The following is a 16,552-nucleotide window of genomic DNA, read 5'->3' on the forward strand; positions in this document are numbered from 1 at the left end:
TGCGGGATGTGGGGCGCGAGGTGCGGGGCACGAGGCGGGAGGTGCGAGGTGCGGGGCGGGAGGTGAGAGGCACGTGGTGCGAGGCGGGAGGTGCGAGGCACGTGGTGCGAGGCGGAAGGTGCGAGGCGGGAGGCACGAGGTGCGGGGCAGGAGGCGCAAACCGCGAGCCGCGAGCCGCTGGCTGTGAGGCGGTGGACCGACATCAGTCGACCTCCAAGCGACCCTCACGAATGGCACGATCCAGGCTCGCCCGCAGCGCCGGACAGGTAGGCACAAGAGCAGTCGGCCGCCCTTCAGCAAGCGCAAAAAGCTGCTCACACCCGGACCCGGCCCACTGCACGCTGGTCTGCAGAACACTGCGCCGCCCAGCCCGAACCACATGCCCACAAACCTCACAGGAAACCTCGGTGAGCCCCCCATCGAGATACTCCCGCAGTTCAGAGCCGCTCGCCGACGGCAGAACGTCCGGTGGAGAGCCCTCCGGAACTGACCCGTCAGGCGGGGACGCCCCAGCCGTTGGCGGGACGACGAGGTTGGGCGACGAGGAATCGTCGCCCAACAAGGAGCCTGCGGAAGCGTCGCGCAGGGAGGTGCCAGTTGGTGCGGTGGTGGTGCGGCGGTCGGCCGGCGTGACCCCAAGCGGAGAAGGGGGTTCCGGCGGAGGGGCGGCGTGGCCGGGCGACATGGAGGCATCCGGCGAGGGGTGGTTGGGCGGCGGAGGGACGGTGCGGCCGGGCTGTGGGGAGGCGCCGGGCGAGGATGGCATGTCGGGTGAAGATCGCGTGTCGGGCGATGGTGGTGTTTGAGGGGTGGGGGTTGTCATGGGGTGGCTGCCCGCGCCTGGTTGGCGGCTACCTCGGCCTCCCATGTCTCGACCGCCCGTGTGGTGTCCACCTCGAACTCGTAGCGGGCCACCATGTCGTCGGTGACCTGGTCGACGTCTACGTAGAACTGCTCGTACCACCGGCGTAGCTGGTAGACCGGGCCGTCCTCGGCGCACAGCAGCGGGTTGTCGATTCTGGTCTTGTTCTTCCAGATCTCCACGTCCTGCAGGAAGCCGACGCCGATGCCCTTGGTGAACTTGCCCGCCGCCTTCGCCGCCTGCTCCCTGGTCAATCCGGGCAGGCGTTTCATGATCACGCCCCACTGGAGTACGAACGAGTCGGGCGAGACCGGATAGTGGCAGTTGATCAGGACCGACTCGATCTCCAGCCCGTTCCAGTCGTTGTAGAGGTAGTCGATCATGTAGGACGGCCCGTAGTACGCCGCCTCGGATCGCAGGGTCGTGTCGCCGGACTGTTTCGCGGCGAGGGGCACGTCCGGCCGGGGCCGGGTCTGCAGGAACTGTGCCGCCACGTGGCCCTCGATCACGTTCTTGAAGAACGTCGGGAACGCGAAGTGGATGTAGAAGAAGTGGGCCATGTCCACCACGTTGTCGATGATCTCGCGACAGTTCGCGCCGTCGATCCGCACCGAATCCCAGGTCCAGTCGCTCCACTCGTCGGAGAACGCGCCCTCGATCCGGGGGATCGCCACCTCCGGCGGCGGGGGATTGCCCTGTGGATCGTTCCAGACGAACAGTTGCCTGTTCTGTTCGCAGGTCGTCCAGGACCGGGTGCGGGCCCGCATCGGGATCCGGTGCGCGTACGGCACCTCGACACAGCGGCCGTCACCACGCCAGCGCCAGTCGTGGAACGGGCAGGCGATCGTGTCACCTTTGATCGTGCCGTGGGTGAGGTCGCCGCCCATGTGCCGGCAGTACCCGTCGAGGACGTGGAGCGCGCCCTGGGAGTCCGCGAAGACGACCAGTTTGGTGCCGAACGCCTCGATCGCGTGCGGCTGCCCGTCCCGGAACGTGTCGGCCAGGCCCAGGCAGTGCCACCCCCGGGCGAACCTCGCGGGCGGCCGGCCGACGTCGATGGTGCGCGGTTGCTGGCTGATGCTCATTTACCGCTCCTGAGCCCTGGAAGCATTCCTGGTCCATAGGTAGAACGTGTTCTAGTATAGGGGTCGCTCGACATGCGGCCAACCAGCCTGGAGGGATCTCATGGAAGCGGTCCTCGCCGGAGTTCGAGAACTGTTACCTGTTCTGCGGGAGCGTGCACAGGAGACCGAGGATCGCCGTGCGCTGGACCCGGAAACCGTCAAGGCCCTCGCCGAGACCGGCTTCTTCCGCCTGCTGCAACCCACCCGTTTCGGCGGGCACGAGGCACACCCGCTGACCTTCCTCACCGGAGTCCGCGAGATCGCCTCCGCCTGCGGATCCACCGGCTGGGTCGCCTCGGTCGTCGGGGTGCACGCCTGGCAGCTCGCGCTCTTCCCGGACCGGGCCCAGCAGGAGGTCTGGGGAGACGACACCGGAACCCGGATGTCGTCGTCCTACGCCCCGACCGGCAAGATCCAGCGGGTCGACGGCGGTTACCGGGTCACCGGGCGCTGGAGCTTCTCCTCCGGCTGCGACCACGCCACCTGGGTCCTGCTCGGCGGCATCGTCCCGCCCGGCGAGGACGGCACACCCGCCGACTTCAAGACGTTCCTGCTGCCGGCCGCCGATTACATCATCGAGGACGTCTGGCACACCGTCGGGCTGCGCGGCACCGGCAGCAACGACATCGTGGTCGACGGCGCCTTCGTCCCCGAGCACCGGTCGCTCAGCTTCAACGACACCGCCCGCTGCGTGTGCCCCGGGCAGGAGCAGAACCCCGGACCTCTCTACCGGATCCCGTACGCCTCGATCTTCTCCTACGCGATCACCACCCCGATCATCGGCATGGCCACCGGGGCCTACCGGGCGCACGTCGAGTACACCCGGGAACGGGTCCGCGCCTCCTACATCGGGGTGAAGGCCGCCGAGGACCCGCACTCGCAGGTCCGTGTCGCGGAGGCCGCCGGTGACATCGACTCCGCCTGGTTCGCCCTGCAGGTCAACATGCGTGAACTGATGGAGCTGACCACGGCCGGCACCAAGCTGCCGATGCCGTTGCGGTTGCGGGTCCGCCGTGACCAGGTCCGCGGCACCGAACTGTCGATCCGCGCCGTCGACCGGCTCTTCGAGAGCTCCGGCGGTCGCGCGCTGCGCACCGGCACCCCGATCCAGCGGTTCTGGCGGGACGCCCACTCCGGCCGGGTCCACGCGATCAACGACCCGGAACGAGCCCTGTCCATGTTCGGTCGCGGCGAGTTCGGCATGCCGCTCAACGACGCGATGGTGTGACATGACGCTGGCTTTCACGCGAGAGGGCGCCGGTAGCCCGGTGGTCCTGCTGCACGGCGGCGGCCCCGGGGCGTCGGCCCTGAGCAATTTCGGCCGGACGATCCCCGCGCTCGCCCCGCACTTCGACGTGCTCGCCGTCGACCAGCCCGGGTACGGCGGCTCGATCGGCGACCCGATCACCGGCCAGTACTTCACCCACGCCGCCACCGCGCTCGCCGAACTCCTCGACAAACTCGGCATCGACCGGGTCGACCTGATCGGCAACTCGCTCGGTGGCGGCACCGCCGTGCGGTTCGCCCTGAACTTCCCGGAACGGGCCGGGAAACTGCTGCTGATGGGCCCCGGCGGCCTGTCCCTGAACGTCTTCGCCGCCGACCCCACCGAAGGGGTCAAGCGACTCGGAGCCTTCGCCCGGGATCCGAGCCGGGCCAGGCTCGCCGCCTTCCTTCGTACCCTGGTGTTCGATCCGTCCCTGATCACCGACGACCTGGTCGAGGAACGTTTCCGGGCCGCGATCGACCCGGCCGCGATGCGCGCCATGCGCGAGATGGGCGCCTCCTTCGCCGACCCCGCGTCGTACGAAGAAGGGCTGCTCTGGCGGGACGCCCACCGGCTGCGCCACGAGACCCTGCTGGTCTGGGGCCGCGAGGACCGGGTCAACCCGCTCGACGGCGCCCTGATCGCCCTCAAGACTCTGCGCAACGCCCGCCTGCACGTTTTCGGCGGCTGCGGCCACTGGGCCCACCTGGAGAAGTTCGACGAGTTCAACAGCATGGCCATCGCCTTTCTCAGTGCGTCTACCGGACCTATCGCGATGACCGCACCGAACGGTTCATGATCCCGAGAGGGGACCGCCCGTGAGCAACCTCATCCGATCCCTCGGCTATCTGCGTGTCGAAGCCACCGACCTGCCCGCCTGGTGCGACTTCGGCGTCAAGGTGCTCGGCATGACCGAGGGCCGCGGCCCCGATCCGCGGGCCGTCTACCTGCGGATGGACGAGCTGCCCGCCCGCATCGTGGTGGTGCCCGGTGAGAAGGACCGGCTGGCCGCCTCCGGCTGGGAACTCGCCGACCCGGCCGCGCTGGCCCGGCTGACCGGGGTGTTCGAGGAGGCCGGGATCGCCGTCAAACCGGCCGGCGCCGACGAGCTGGCCGACCGCCGGGTCTCGCACCTGATCAGCGTCGACGACCCGTCCGGCAACCGCCTGGAGTTCTTCTGCGGCGCGGCCCTGGACACCCGGCCGGCGCTCGGCAGCTACGGAACCCGGTTCGTCACCGGTGACCAGGGCATGGGCCACGTCGTGCTGCCGGCCCGCGACGACGCCGCGTCCCTGCACTTCTACGGCGACGTGCTCGGCTTCCGGCTGCGCGACTCGATGCGGCTGGTGCCCGAGCACATCGGCCTGCCGCCGGGCGGCGAGCCACTGTGGATGCGCTTCCTCGGCTGCGGCCCCCGGCACCACAGCGTCGCCTTCGCCCCGATCCCCGCGCCCAGCGGCATGATCCACCTGATGATCGAGACCGAGACCCTGGACGACGTGGGCCGGGCCATCGACCGTTGTGCCCGCGCCAAGGCCCCGATGATCTCCACTCTGGGCCGGCACGCCAACGACGGCATGGTCTCTTTCTACGTACGCACCCCGAGCGGTTTCGACATCGAGTACGGGTTCGGCGGCCGGACCGTCGACGACGACACCTGGATCGCCCGGCACACCACCGCGCACAGCGTGTGGGGGCACCGGTTCTTCGGCGGCGGCGGGCATTGATCACCCGGGGGGACGTGGACGCTGTCCGATTCCGCCGGGTGTTCGGGCACTTCGCCACCGGCATCACCGTCATCACCACGGCCGGCGCCGACGGCCCCGCCGGGTTCGCCTGCCAGGCGTTCGCCCCGTTGTCCCTGGACCCGCCGCTGGTGCTGTTCTGCCCGCAGGCGGGTTCGGACACGTGGCGGCGGATCCGCGACGCCGGGCTCTTCTGCGTCAACGTCCTGGCCGCCGACCAGCGCGACGTCTCCCGGCTGTTCGGCACCCGCGGTGCCGACCGTTTCGCCGCGGTCTCCTGGTCACCGGCCCCGTCCGGTTCGCCAGTCCTGGCCGATGTCCTGACCTGGGCGGACTGCCGCCTGGAGGCGATCCATCAGGGCGGCGACCACGCCATCGTCACCGGCCGGGTCACCACCCTGGGCCCGTGCCGGGACACCACGCCGCTGCTGTTCCACAAAAGCCGCTACACCACCACGACCCCGATTTCGCCGTACGATCCACCCGAGGTGGCCGACACCCTGCTGTCCTGGCCCCGCCACACCGACTGGATCTGATCACCGGCCACTCAGCCGCCACGACCGGAACCGATCGGCCGGTGGAAGCGCCGGGACCGACGTCGTCACCCGGCCAGGCACACCACCCCGACCAGCGCGGCGACCACCCCACAGAGGTGCACCGCCGGCATCCGTTCCCGGAACAGCACCGCGTTCAGCGACACCGTGACCGCGGGATAGAGCGAGGCGACAACAGCCGCCGCCCCCACGGCGACTCCGGCGGCGGCGTGCGCGAAGGCCCCGTCGGCAACCGTCTCCAGCACCCCGACCGCGATCGGCAGCACCCAGGTGGACCCGCCACCCACATGAGCCCGCACCCGCCGCCGGGCGACGGCGAGCAGCACCAGCCCGATGACCCCACCGGCAACCCGGACATAGGCCGTGGCGATGTACGGATCCGACGGCGCCGCCTCGTGCAGCAACACGAAGAACGTACCGAAACACAGAGCAGCCCCGCCCACACACCAGAACGCGGCCCGCCCCGGCCGGCCCGCTGGAGTGAAACGGCCTGGTGGGGAGGGCTGGCCTGGTGGGAAGAACCGGTCTGGTGATGGGTGCTGGTCTGGTGGGGAGGGTCGGCCCGGCGGAGAGGTCCGGCCCGGGCGAGGAACCGTGGGCCAGGACGAGCACGTCATCCCGGCCAGGGCGGCGACCACCCCGATCATCGAGACCACCCCGGGCCGGTCGCCGTGCAGCAGACCCCAGGCGATCGGTACCAGCGAGGCCCCGGCCGCCACCGGCGCCACCACGGCCGGCGACCCGTCCCGCATGGCCCGGTAGGCCAGCCCCATCCCGGGCACCGCGAGCACTCCCGCGAGCGCACTGATCACGATCAGCCGAGGCGAGGCCGGCAACGGCCCGCCCCGCCCGGCCAGGTAGGCGAGGGCCAGCACCAGCCCGGTCAGTTCCGATCCGATGAGGACGGTGACGATCGGCAGCCGCCGTGTCCCGGTCCCGGCGAGGAAGTCGGCGGATCCCCACGCCACGGCGGCGATCCCGGCCAGTGTCAATGTCCAGTTCAACGCGAGTGACGCCCCGCCCTACCGGCGTCCGGAGGCGAATGCCCGGGCGGCCGGTGCGCCCCGGCCCACCCCTCGGGTAACGCGCGAGGCCCCGCCCCGGCACCCACCACCGACGGGTGAATCCCGGTGCCGGGTCGATGCCCGGGCCGGCGGCCACCTTCCTCGAAACAGGCATCGGCCCTGTTCAGGAGTGCCGCACGAGGTCTACGCGGTTATTCGGGTGGGTAGGCTAGAGGGATGAGCCTGTCCGTGAGGGGGGTAGTGTCCGTGAGCGCTGAACCGGTAGCTGAGTGGCAGTGGCCGCCGACGGATGGGTACACCGCAGATGATCTCGACAGGATTCCCGGCCTCCCGGCCCACACCGAACTCATCGACGGAATCATCGCCGTCATGAGTCCGCAGAAGCACTTCCACATGAAGTGTCTGAGAGTTCTCGAAGGAGCGCTGGACCGGGCCGCACCGTGGGATCGATTCCGGGTCAGCCGGGAGATGTCCATCGTGCTCGGCCCCCGGCAGCGACCAGAGCCCGACCTGATCGTCATCCACGCCGACGCGGAAGTCGATGCACAGGCCACCTGGTACCCGGCGTCGGCTGTGGTGCTCGCGGTGGAGGTCGTGTCGCCGGAGTCCGAGATCCGGGACCGGGAACGCAAGCCCCAGCTCTACGCCGAGGCCGGCATCCCGCACTTCTGGCGTGTGGAGGATGCCGGCGACCACGCGGTGCTCTACGTCCATGAACGCGACCCGGCGACAAAACGCTACGTCCCTGTCGGGATCTACCACGACCGCGCGACGCTGAAGCAGCCGTTCGCCGTCGAGATCGACCTCAGCGAGGTCCACCGGCGCTGAGCGCCGGTCAGCCGCAGTTCTCGAATTCGCTGGTGAACGAGACGGTGCCGATGGAGCCGGACCAGCGGACGCACGCGCCGGCCGCGTCGATGCTCACCGGGCCGACGTAGAACTGGACCCGGTCCCGGTCGGACTGCTTGTCGCCGTCCTGCACCTCCAGGGTGGCGCTGGCCGCGGCCTTGTCACCCAGGTTGCTGTGCCGCATGGTGACCACACACCTGTTGGTGCCGGCGTCGCCGAGCAGGTAGACCGTGCCGAGGAGTTCCCCGTTCGCCTTCAGGTCCTCGGTGCTGATGGTCTGGAAACCGCCGCCGCACAGGTCCGCCGGGTTGTTGGGGTTCTCGAGGGGAGCGCCTTCCTCCTCCTCTTCCTCTTCTTCCTCGGTCGGTTCGGCCTTGGGCGGCTTGGTGGTCTTCTCCGCCTTGGGTGACTTCGACGCGCGCGGGCTCGGCGATTCCTCGCCGGTCGGCACGGTCTCGCCGCCACTGGCGGTGTCGAGGCCGCCGGTGCCCGGGTCGTCGCCGAAGTTGCTGAACACCACACCGATGCCGATGATCACGGCGATCACCGCGACGGCGGCCAGCGCGATCAGGCTCTTGTTGCGCTGCGGCGGCGTGGTGCCGCCGAAGGTCCCGGAGTTGTAGCCACCGGACGGGTGCCCGCCCGAGGGGGAGTCCGCATAACCGCCGAACGAGCCGGTGCCGGAGCCACCGACGGAGGCGGCGCCGACGGAGGCCGCGCCGGCGGCGTACCCACCGGTGCGGGCCTGTGGCGCCGGCCGCTGGTTCGGAAAACGCCCCGAGCCCTGCCCTTGATAAGCGCCGGTGCCCTGGCCCTGGTAGGCGCCGGTGCCCTGGCCGGGGTAGGCGCCGGTACGAGGAGCCTGCCCGGGGTAGGACCCGGTGCCCGGACCCTGCTGCCCCGGGAACGAGCCCGAAGGGCCACCACGGCCGGGGAACGACCCGGTGCCGGGGCCACCGGGGCCACCCGGTCCACCAGGGGGGAATCCACCCGCGGCGGCCATCGGGCGGGTCTGTCCCCCGTACCCGGGCGCGGGGGTCTGATGGGGTTGACTCGCGGCCTGCCGGGCGGCGGCCGCGAAGGCCGCGGCGGTCGGGAACCGGCGCTGCGGCTCCCGGTCGAGGGCCCGCATCACCACGGCGGCGACCCCGGCGGGCACGTCCGGCGGCAGCACCGGCGGCTTGCCGTGCACCAGCTGGGCGAGCACGGCGAGCGGGTTGTCACCGACGTAGGGCGGCCGGCCGGTCAGGCAGGCGTAGGCCACCGCGCCGAGCGCGTAGACGTCGGTGAGCGGCGTGACCTTGTGGCCTTCGGCCTGCTCGGGGGCCATGTAGTGCGCGCTGCCGAGCACGACGTTGGTGCCGGTGATGCCTTCGACGGCGGTCTCCCGGGCCACGCCGAAGTCGATCAGGACGATCGCGCCGTTCGCCTTGACCAGCAGGTTGCTGGGTTTGACGTCGCGGTGCACGATGCCCGCCTCGTGCGCGGTGTGCAGCGCGTCGCCGACCTGCGCGACGATCTGCATGGTGTCGACCGGCCCGATCCGCCCGGCCTGCTGGATGCGCTTGGTCAGCGGGGTGCCCTCGACGAACTCCATCACCATGAAGTCGAGGTTGCGGCCGTCGACCTCGGCGTTCTCGCCGTAGTCGTAGACCTGCACGATGCCGGGGTTGCGCAGCGCGGCCATCATCCGGGCCTCGGAACGGAACCGGGTGATGAAGTCCCGGTCCGACATCAGGGCCGGCAGGATGACCTTGACACCGATCTCCCGCTGGAGCATCAGGTCGTTGCCACGCCACACCTCGCCCATGCCGCCCGCAGCGATGCGCTGCGTCAGCTGATAGCGGCCATTGAGCACGACTCCCGGTGAAAGCACCGGATCATGCTAGTTGGCCCGGGGCCGTGCATCGCCGGTCAGGTGTCCAGAAAATTCCGGGCCAATCGGGCTAGATGCTCACCAGGTGGTCCGAAGAGGTCCGCCGAGGCCCAGGCCCGGCGGAGGTACCGGTGGGCGTCGTGTTCCCAGGTGATGGCGATGCCGCCGTGCATCTGGGTCATCTCGGCGGCCACTGCCCGGAGGGTTTCCGAGCACCAGACCCGGGCCACGGCGGGGTCGTCGAGCGCGGATCGGGCCGCCTGCACGCGGACATAGAGGTCGGCGAGCCGGTGCTGGAGCACCTGGAACGAGCCGATCGGGCGGCCGAACTGGTGCCTGACCTTCACATACTCGACCGTCAGTTGCAGGGCGCGCTCGGCGGTTCCGACCTGTTCGGCGGCCAGTGCAGAGCACGCCAGATCCCGCAGTCCGGGGACGGTGTGAGATGCGTCTCTCCACACGATCGGGGCATCGTCGAGGTGCACGATCGTGAGCGGCCGGCTGAGATCCAGCGTGTGCTGCGACTCCAGTCTTGCTGGGGATACTTCGAGGAGTTCGCCGCCGGTCGCGACGAGTAGCGCGTCCGCCTCCGCGACGTCGAGAACGTCGGAGAACGTGCCGGTGATCCGGTCGCCGTCGACGCGGGCGGTCCCGTTCCACGCGAGCGCCACGACCCGGTCCCCGGCACAGAGCGGGGGCAGCATTTCGGTCCGGGTCCGCGGCCCGGCGCCGAGCAGGGCGTGGGCCACGAGCAGAGACCCGATTGCCGGTACGGGGTTGAGCACGGCCCCCAGTTCCGCCAGCACGACCGCTGCTTCGGCGAACGTGGCTCCGGACCCGCCGTACTCCTCGGGAACCGTCAGCCCGGCCACGCCGATCTCCTTGCAGAGCCGCCCCCACAGCCCCGGATCGTCCCCGTGCCCGGCGAGCAGCCGCCGGACGGATTCCCGCAACGCCTGCTGTTCCTCGGTCATCTGATCTCCTGAAGGATCCGGTCCCGGTGCTGGCCGGCGGTGCCCCACGACCGGTGCAGCACCGGCACCAGGGTCAGCCAGCGGTTCAGGTCGAGTTCGCGGGTGTACCCGATCGCCCCGTGCACCTGCAGTGCCGCCCGGGCCGCGAGCACCGCCGCCTCCCCGCAGGCGACCTTGGCCGCCGACACGTCCTCGGTACGCAGGGTGACCGCCGCCGCGTGCAGCAGCGGCCGGGCGAACGTCAGCGCCACCGACACGTCGGCCAGCCGGTGCTGCACCGCCTGGAACGACCCGATCGGCGTCCCGAACTGGGTACGTGTCCGGGCGTACTCCACCGACGTCTCCAGCAGCGCCCGCCCGGCCCCGAGCAGTTGCGCCGCGCAGGCGAGCACCCCGAGTTCCAGGGCGCGCCGGACCGGCCGGCCGGTGGCGAGCAGCGCGCCGGGCCGGACCTCGGCCAGCCGCCGGGCCGGGTGCAGCGACCGGTGCACGGCGCCGGGTTCGGCGGCCCGGATCCCGGCGTCGGTGACGTGCAGGATCAGGTCGGCGCTGTCCCCGTCGGCGGCCAGCGGCAGCCAGGGTGGCACGGCCAGGGAGACGATGATCCGCCCGGCGGCCAGCTCCGGCAGCAGATCCTCGCCGGCCAGCAGCGGCGCGGCGGCGATCGACTCGGCGACCGGCCCGGGGACGGCGTGGTGCCCCAGCTCCTCGGCGGCCACGACGAGATCGTCCGGCCCGCCGTCGATCATCAGCCCGGTCACGCCCAGGTCCCCGAACGCCGCCCACAACCGGCGTCCCGGCCCGGTGTCGCCGTCCGCCCAGGCCGCCGAGATCGTGGCCAGGTCCGCCTTGGTCAGCAGCTCGTGCAGGGCCGCCGCGAACGCGCGCTGTTCCACCGACGGCACGAGCCTCATCGCGGCAGCCCCAGTTCCCGCTGCGCGAGGATGCTCCGCTGGATCTCGTCGGTGCCCGCGTAGATCGGCCCGGCCAGCGCGAACAGGTACCCGGCGGTCCAGTCGGGATCGATCTCGGCGAGCGGACCGAGCAGGTCCAGGGCGGTCTCGTGCAGCGTGACGTCGAGTGCGGACCAGAACAGCTTGGTGGCGCTCGGCGCGACCGGTTCGTCCAGCGACGCGTAGGCCTGCATCCGGTACGCGCGGGCCGCGATCCACGAGTCCGCGACCTGCCGGGTCTGCCCGAGTTCGATCAGCCGCCCGGCCGCCGCGGTGAATCGACCGGGACCGCGCAGCGACAATCCCCGTTCGTGCCCGGCGGTGCTCATCGCGACCCGCCAGCCGTCCCCCGGGGAACCGATCACGTCGGCGTCCGGAACGAACACGTCGTCGAGGAAGATCTCGGCGAATCCGGTGGTCCCGTCGAGTTGCCGGATCGGCCGGACGGTCACTCCCGGATCGCGCAGACCGAACATCAGATAGGTGAGGCCGCGATGCCGTTGTTCCGGCCCGGAACGGAACAGCCCGAAAGCGCGATCGGCGACGACCGCCCGGGAACTCCACGTCTTCTGCCCGGACAACAGCCATCCGCCGCCGGTTCTCGTGGCCCGGGAACGAATGGCCGCCAGATCACTGCCGGCCGACGGTTCCGACCACGCCTGCGCCCACACCTCGTCACCCCGGGCCATCGGCGGCAGAATCCGCGCGCACTGTTCCGGCGTCCCGTGGGTGAGAAGGGTCGGCGCCAGCAGCGATATCCCGTTCCGGCCGATCCGCGCCGGCGCTCCGGCCGCGTGGTACTCCTCGTCGAACAACAGCGCGTGCAACGGCGGCGCGGCCCGTCCGCCGTATGCGACCGGCCACGCGACCGCCGCCAGCCCGGCCTCCGCGAGTCGCCGTTCCCAGTCCCGGCCCTCGGTGAATGCCTGAGCGGCCAGCCATTCCCGTACTTCGTCCCGGAAAGCGACAGCCGCCGGATCCAGATCCAGGTTCACCGGGCCGCCCGCTTCATCGCCCGCGCGTCCAGCCCGGCCAGGCTGTCCGTGCCGACCTCGGCGTTGTGCGCGTGCGCGACGTGGTGCAACCCGAACACCGAGTCCATTCCGGCGCGCATGCCCATCTGGTCCTCGCAGAGGTTCACCGCCCGTTTCGCCAGCGCCAGACCGAACGGCGGCATCTCCGCGATCCGCGATGCCAGGGCGAAAGCGGTCTCCTCCAGGTCGGCGCGGGGTACGACCCGATTGACCATTCCGATTTCGTACGCCCGCCGCGCGCCGAAACGGTCCCCGGTGAAGAGGAACTCCCGCGCGAGGCGCGGCCCGAGCACCCAGGGGTGCGCGAAATACTCGACCCCGGGAATGCCCATCCGCAGCACCGGATCGGCGAAGAACGCGTCCTCGGCCGCCACGATCAGGTCGCAGATCCAGGCGAGCATCAGCCCACCGGCCACACACGCGCCCTGGACCATCGCGATCGACGGTTTCGGGATCTCCCGCCACCGCCGGCACATGTTCAGATAGACCTCGATCTCCCGGGCGTACCGGCGATCGGCCCCGTCCTTTCCGGTGTGGTCCCACCAGGTCACCGCGCGGCGGGGAAAGGACGTGTCGGCGTCGCGTTCCGGGGTGCCGATGTCGTGCCCGGCGGAGAAATGGTCCCCGGCGCCGGCCAGCACGATCACCCGGACCGCGTCGTCGTCGACGGCCCGGGTGAAGGCGTCGTCGAGCGCATAGGTCATCGCCGAGTTCTGCGCGTTGCGGTACCGCGGCCGGTTCATCGTGACGAGACCGACCGGGCCGCGGCGTTCGTAGCGAACGACGTCGGTCACCGGGATTCCTCTCTCAACAGATATTTGAGGACCTTCCCGCTCGCGTTGTGCGGCAGTTCGCCTTTCAACGCCACCGACCGCGGCACCTTGTATCCGGCGAGCCGCTCACGGCAGAAACCGATCACCGCGTCCGGGGCCAGCTCCGCGCCCGGCCGGGGCACCACGAAGGCCCGGCCGACCTCGCCGAGCCGCTCGTCCGGCACCCCCACCACGGCCACCTCGGCGACCCCCGGCAGCGCCGCGAGCGCCCGTTCCACCTCGGCCGGGTAGACGTTGAAACCGCCGCAGATGTACATGTCCTTGAGCCGGTCGGTGATCCGCAGATTGCCGTCGCCGTCGAGTTCGCCGACGTCACCGGTGTGCAGCCAGCCGTCCGCGTCGATCGCCTCGGCGGTGGCCGCCGGATCGTCCAGGTAGCCGAGCATCAGGTTCGGCCCGCGCAGCAGCACCTCACCGTCCTTCTCGGCGATCCGCACGTCGAACCCGGCGGCGGCGCGACCGCAGGTGAACGCGACGGTCCGGGTGTCGTCGCCGGGCCGGCACATGGTGGCGACCACCGCTTCGGTCAGCCCGTACGCGGTGAGCACGGTCGCGAACCCCAGCTCGTCCCGGATCCGGTCGACGAGCACCGGCGGCACCGTCGCCGCGCCGGTGACGGCCAGCCGCAGCGACCCGAGGCGGCGTACGGCCCGCGCCGGATGGTCCAGCAGCCCGAGGTAGAGCGTCGGCGGGCCGGGCAGCACCGAGATCCGCTCCAGCTCGATCAGGTCCAGGGTGCGCGGCACGTCGAACACCGCCTGCGGCACGATCGTGGCGCCACTGACCAGGCACGCCAGCAGTCCGGCCTTCAGCCCGAAACTGTTGAAGAACGGGTTCACCACCAGGTAGCGGTCCCGGGTGGACAGCCCGCCGATCTCGGCCCAGGCCCGGGCCACGCCCAGCGACTGCCGGTGTGCGCTCATCGCGCCCTTGCTGCGGCCGGTGGTCCCGGAGGTGTAGAGGATGTCACTGAGGTCGTCCGGGCGTACCGCAGGCAGGGAAGCAGTTGACCCTCGCTCTAAAAAGGAGTCCCAGTCGGGGAGCGAGAGAACGAACGGCGGCGTCCCGGTCAGCGACGCCAGACGGTCGGTGCCCAGGAACGGGCCGCTCACGATCAGCCCGCGGGCACCGCTGCGGCGCAGGATCTCGTCCGCCTCCGGGCCGGTGAACCGCATGTTGACCGGCACCAGCACCGCGCCCGCGCCGGCGACCCCGAGCGCGGCCAGCACCCACTTCGCGCTGTTCGGCGCCCACAGCGCGACCCGGTCGCCGGGCTCGATGCCTGACGCGATCAGGGCGTGCGCCACCTTGCGGACCTCGTCGTGCAGCTCGGCGAAGTCGAATCGGCGCACACCGGGGTCGACCAGAGCCGGCTCCCGGCCGAATTCACGCGCAGCGTGCGCCACCGCCGCCGGGATGGTCTCCATCCGGCCTCCCGTGTGGGTGGGGCTTACCAAGCAAGTGCTTGGTCGGTAGGGTGAGCCTACGCGTGATCCGGGAGGAGGCGCCAGTGTCCGACGAGGCGTTCCGCATTGAAGTCCGCGAATGGCTTTCGCGTTATCTCACCGACGAGCTACGGGGCACCGGGGGAGTCGGCCGGGAGAACGAGGCCTTCGCGCCACGGCTCGCCTTCGCCCGCCGGCTCGCCGACGGCGGATGGACCACGCTGGCCTGGCCGGTGCGTCACGGTGGGCGCGGCGCGTCCCTGTCGCAGCAGGTCATCTTCCACGAGGAGTACGCCCGGGCAGGCGCACCGAGCCGCCCCGACCACATCGGCACCACCATGGTCGGGCCGACCCTGATGGACCACGGCACCCCGGAGCAGCAACGACGGTTCCTGCCCGCGCTGGCGGCCGTCGACGAGCTGTGGTGCCAGGGCTACTCCGAACCCGGCGCCGGCTCCGACCTGGCCGGGCTCACCACCCGGGCCCGTCTCGACGGCGACCGCTGGATCCTCAACGGGCAGAAGGTGTGGACATCACTCGCGCACGTCGCCGACTGGTGTTTCGTGCTGGCCCGGACCGCCCCCTCGCCGGTCGGAGGCCCTCGGTCGGCCGGGTTGTCCTACCTGCTCGTGCCGATGCGGCAGCCCGGGATCACGGTCCGGCCGATCCGGCAGCTCACCGGCGACAGCGAGTTCAACGAGGTGTTCTTCGACGACGCGGTCACCACGGCCGATCTGGTCGTCGGCGAGCCGGGGGAGGGCTGGAAGGTCGCCATGGGCACCCTCGCATACGAGCGGGGCGCGGCCACCGTCGGGCAGCAGGTCGGGTTCCAGCGTGACCTCGATGATCTGGTGGCGGTCGCGCGGCAGACCGGTGCGGTCGATGATCCAGCGCTGCGGGAGCGGCTGACCCGGGCCTGGGTCGACCTGACCGTGCTGCGGGCGCACACTTTGCGGTCGTTGACCGAGAACCTGCCGGCCGGCCCGTCGGTGATCAAACTGCTCTGGACGCGGTGGCGGCAAGGGCTCGGTGAGCTGGCCATGGACGTACTCGCCACCGGTCCTTGTGCCTCTGACGATGTCGAGCGCTGGCAGCGGTACTTCCTGTTCAGCCGGGCCGACACCATCTACGGCGGGTCCAACGAGATCCAGCGCGGCATCATCGCGTCGCGGGTGCTCGGACTTCCTCGGTGAACGGCCCGCCCGGCCGCGGCCTGCTCGACGACAAGATCGTCGTGGTCACGGCGGCGGCCGGCACCGGCATCGGGTCGGCGGTGGCCCGGCGCTGCCTCGACGAGGGCGCCCGGGTGGTGCTCGGCGACAGCCACGAACGACGGCTCGGCGAGACCCGGGACCAGCTCTCCGACAGCTATCCCGGCCGGGTCTGGGCGATCCCCTCGGACGTCACCGACGAGGCCGCCGTCCAGCGGCTGATCAGCGGGGCGGTCTCCCGGTACGGGCGCCTCGACGTGCTGGTCAACAACGCCGGGCTGGGCGGTAACCGGCCGGTCACCGAGATGTCCGACGCGGAATGGGAACTCGTTCTCGACGTCACCCTGACCGGCACGTTCCGCTGCACCCGCGCGGCCCTGCGGCAGATGATCGCGCAGGGCGGCGGCGGGGCGATCGTCAACAACGCCTCGGTGCTCGGCTGGCGGGCCCAGGCCGGGCAGGCCCACTACGCGGCGGCCAAGGCCGGGGTGATGGCGTTCACCAGGTGCACCGCCCTGGACGTGGCCGCGCACGGCATCCGGGTCAACGCGGTCGCGCCCAGCCTGGCCGCGCACCCGTTCCTCAGCCGGGTGATGAGCCAGGTGGACCTGGATCTGCTGGCCCTGCGGGAGGCGTTCGGCCGGGCCGCCGAGCCGTGGGAGGTGGCGACCGTGGTGGCCTTCCTCGCCAGCGACTACGCGTCCTATCTGACCGGTGAGGTCATCTCGGTCAGCAGCCAACATCCATAAGTCTTTCCATCGATGTTACGTGGCAGTAGATTGTAACGCGTTCTACTTCCC

Annotated in this window: 15 protein-coding genes; 7 read left to right on the forward strand and 8 right to left on the reverse strand. The window is 71.0% G+C overall.

Translation table 11 applies throughout. From position 1 onward, the window contains the following. Window positions 1–819: 819 nt before the first annotated feature. The gene (locus Aco03nite_RS27525; protein ID WP_203799490.1) at window positions 820–1,947 is read right to left on the reverse strand and encodes a 3-ketosteroid-9-alpha-monooxygenase, oxygenase component; all 1,128 of its coding nucleotides are present in this window, start codon (window positions 1,945–1,947) and stop codon (window positions 820–822) included. Between the two features lie 100 nt (window positions 1,948–2,047). On the opposite strand from Aco03nite_RS27525, the gene hsaA reads away from it, so the two are divergent. The 4 genes from hsaA to hsaB are packed head-to-tail and all read left to right on the forward strand — an operon-like array spanning window position 2,048 to window position 5,534. Then, complete coding sequence (hsaA, locus tag Aco03nite_RS27530; protein ID WP_203799493.1) at window positions 2,048–3,214, forward strand: 3-hydroxy-9,10-secoandrosta-1,3,5(10)-triene-9,17-dione monooxygenase oxygenase subunit; 1,167 nt, start codon at window positions 2,048–2,050, stop codon at window positions 3,212–3,214. A gap of 1 nt (window position 3,215) precedes the next feature. Next, window positions 3,216–4,052 (forward strand): 4,5:9,10-diseco-3-hydroxy-5,9,17-trioxoandrosta-1(10),2-diene-4-oate hydrolase, encoded by an 837-nt coding sequence (gene hsaD, locus Aco03nite_RS27535; protein WP_203799495.1) that lies wholly within the window; start codon window positions 3,216–3,218, stop codon window positions 4,050–4,052. A 19-nt stretch (window positions 4,053–4,071) separates the two neighbouring features. Beyond that, window positions 4,072–4,980: an iron-dependent extradiol dioxygenase HsaC gene (gene hsaC, locus Aco03nite_RS27540; protein WP_203799497.1), complete on the forward strand. Its 909-nt coding sequence runs from the start codon at window positions 4,072–4,074 to the stop codon at window positions 4,978–4,980. Beyond that, a complete protein-coding gene (gene hsaB / locus Aco03nite_RS27545) occupies window positions 4,977–5,534 on the forward strand; it encodes a 3-hydroxy-9,10-secoandrosta-1,3,5(10)-triene-9,17-dione monooxygenase reductase subunit (protein WP_203799499.1) in 558 nt (185 codons plus the stop codon). Before hsaC ends, hsaB begins: the two co-directional genes overlap by 4 nt. A 65-nt stretch (window positions 5,535–5,599) precedes the next feature. On the opposite strand, the gene Aco03nite_RS27550 is transcribed toward hsaB, so the two are convergent. Further along, the gene (locus Aco03nite_RS27550) at window positions 5,600–6,556 is read right to left on the reverse strand and encodes an EamA family transporter (RefSeq protein ID WP_203799502.1); all 957 of its coding nucleotides are present in this window, start codon (window positions 6,554–6,556) and stop codon (window positions 5,600–5,602) included. 237 nt (window positions 6,557–6,793) lie between these two features. Between Aco03nite_RS27550 and Aco03nite_RS27555 the strand changes: the two genes are divergently transcribed. Next, window positions 6,794–7,405: a Uma2 family endonuclease gene (locus tag Aco03nite_RS27555; protein WP_203799505.1), complete on the forward strand. Its 612-nt coding sequence runs from the start codon at window positions 6,794–6,796 to the stop codon at window positions 7,403–7,405. Window positions 7,406–7,412: 7 nt separating this feature from the next. On the opposite strand, the gene Aco03nite_RS27560 is transcribed toward Aco03nite_RS27555, so the two are convergent. From Aco03nite_RS27560 to Aco03nite_RS27585, 6 genes are read right to left on the reverse strand one after another with little or no spacing between them, the layout of a single operon-like run. Next, a complete protein-coding gene (locus Aco03nite_RS27560; RefSeq protein ID WP_203799508.1) occupies window positions 7,413–9,302 on the reverse strand; it encodes a serine/threonine-protein kinase in 1,890 nt (629 codons plus the stop codon). Window positions 9,303–9,340: 38 nt separating this feature from the next. Beyond that, the gene (locus tag Aco03nite_RS27565; protein WP_203799511.1) at window positions 9,341–10,276 is read right to left on the reverse strand and encodes an acyl-CoA dehydrogenase family protein; all 936 of its coding nucleotides are present in this window, start codon (window positions 10,274–10,276) and stop codon (window positions 9,341–9,343) included. Beyond that, entirely contained in the window at window positions 10,273–11,190 is a 918-nt protein-coding gene (locus tag Aco03nite_RS27570; protein WP_203799514.1) for an acyl-CoA dehydrogenase family protein, read from the reverse strand. Before Aco03nite_RS27570 ends, Aco03nite_RS27565 begins: the two co-directional genes overlap by 4 nt. Beyond that, window positions 11,187–12,224 carry an acyl-CoA dehydrogenase family protein gene (locus Aco03nite_RS27575; RefSeq protein ID WP_203799517.1) on the reverse strand — a complete coding sequence of 346 codons (1,038 nt, stop codon included), beginning with the start codon at window positions 12,222–12,224 and terminating at the stop codon, window positions 11,187–11,189. The genes Aco03nite_RS27570 and Aco03nite_RS27575 overlap by 4 nt, the downstream gene beginning before the upstream one ends. Then, entirely contained in the window at window positions 12,221–13,057 is an 837-nt protein-coding gene (locus Aco03nite_RS27580) for an enoyl-CoA hydratase (protein WP_373872640.1), read from the reverse strand. Before Aco03nite_RS27580 ends, Aco03nite_RS27575 begins: the two co-directional genes overlap by 4 nt. Beyond that, window positions 13,054–14,523: a FadD3 family acyl-CoA ligase gene (locus Aco03nite_RS27585; RefSeq protein WP_203799520.1), complete on the reverse strand. Its 1,470-nt coding sequence runs from the start codon at window positions 14,521–14,523 to the stop codon at window positions 13,054–13,056. The genes Aco03nite_RS27580 and Aco03nite_RS27585 overlap by 4 nt, the downstream gene beginning before the upstream one ends. A gap of 83 nt (window positions 14,524–14,606) precedes the next feature. Here Aco03nite_RS27585 and Aco03nite_RS27590 point away from each other — a divergent pair, with 83 nt between their 5' ends. Both Aco03nite_RS27590 and Aco03nite_RS27595 read left to right on the forward strand, forming a co-directional pair. Beyond that, entirely contained in the window at window positions 14,607–15,734 is a 1,128-nt protein-coding gene (locus Aco03nite_RS27590; RefSeq protein ID WP_203799523.1) for an acyl-CoA dehydrogenase family protein, read from the forward strand. Beyond that, window positions 15,731–16,501: an SDR family oxidoreductase gene (locus Aco03nite_RS27595; RefSeq protein WP_203799526.1), complete on the forward strand. Its 771-nt coding sequence runs from the start codon at window positions 15,731–15,733 to the stop codon at window positions 16,499–16,501. The genes Aco03nite_RS27590 and Aco03nite_RS27595 overlap by 4 nt, the downstream gene beginning before the upstream one ends. The last annotated feature ends 51 nt before the right edge of the window (window positions 16,502–16,552 follow it).

The sequence above is a fragment of the Actinoplanes couchii genome, from assembly GCF_016862075.1.
GTDB classification, from domain to species: Bacteria; Actinomycetota; Actinomycetes; order Mycobacteriales; family Micromonosporaceae; genus Actinoplanes; species Actinoplanes couchii.

Bases quoted from the DNA above. Each gene is read 5' to 3' on its own strand.
- Aco03nite_RS27555 (WP_203799505.1), top strand. From the start codon at position 6,794: ATGAGCCTGTCCGTGAGGGGGGTAGTGTCCGTGAGCGCTGAACCGGTA.
- Aco03nite_RS27565 (WP_203799511.1), bottom strand. From the start codon at position 10,276: ATGACCGAGGAACAGCAGGCGTTGCGGGAATCCGTCCGGCGGCTGCTC.
- hsaA (WP_203799493.1), top strand. From the start codon at position 2,048: ATGGAAGCGGTCCTCGCCGGAGTTCGAGAACTGTTACCTGTTCTGCGG.
- Aco03nite_RS27585 (WP_203799520.1), bottom strand. From the start codon at position 14,523: ATGGAGACCATCCCGGCGGCGGTGGCGCACGCTGCGCGTGAATTCGGC.
- hsaD (WP_203799495.1), top strand. From the start codon at position 3,216: ATGACGCTGGCTTTCACGCGAGAGGGCGCCGGTAGCCCGGTGGTCCTG.
- Aco03nite_RS27570 (WP_203799514.1), bottom strand. From the start codon at position 11,190: ATGAGGCTCGTGCCGTCGGTGGAACAGCGCGCGTTCGCGGCGGCCCTG.
- Aco03nite_RS27525 (WP_203799490.1), bottom strand. From the start codon at position 1,947: ATGAGCATCAGCCAGCAACCGCGCACCATCGACGTCGGCCGGCCGCCC.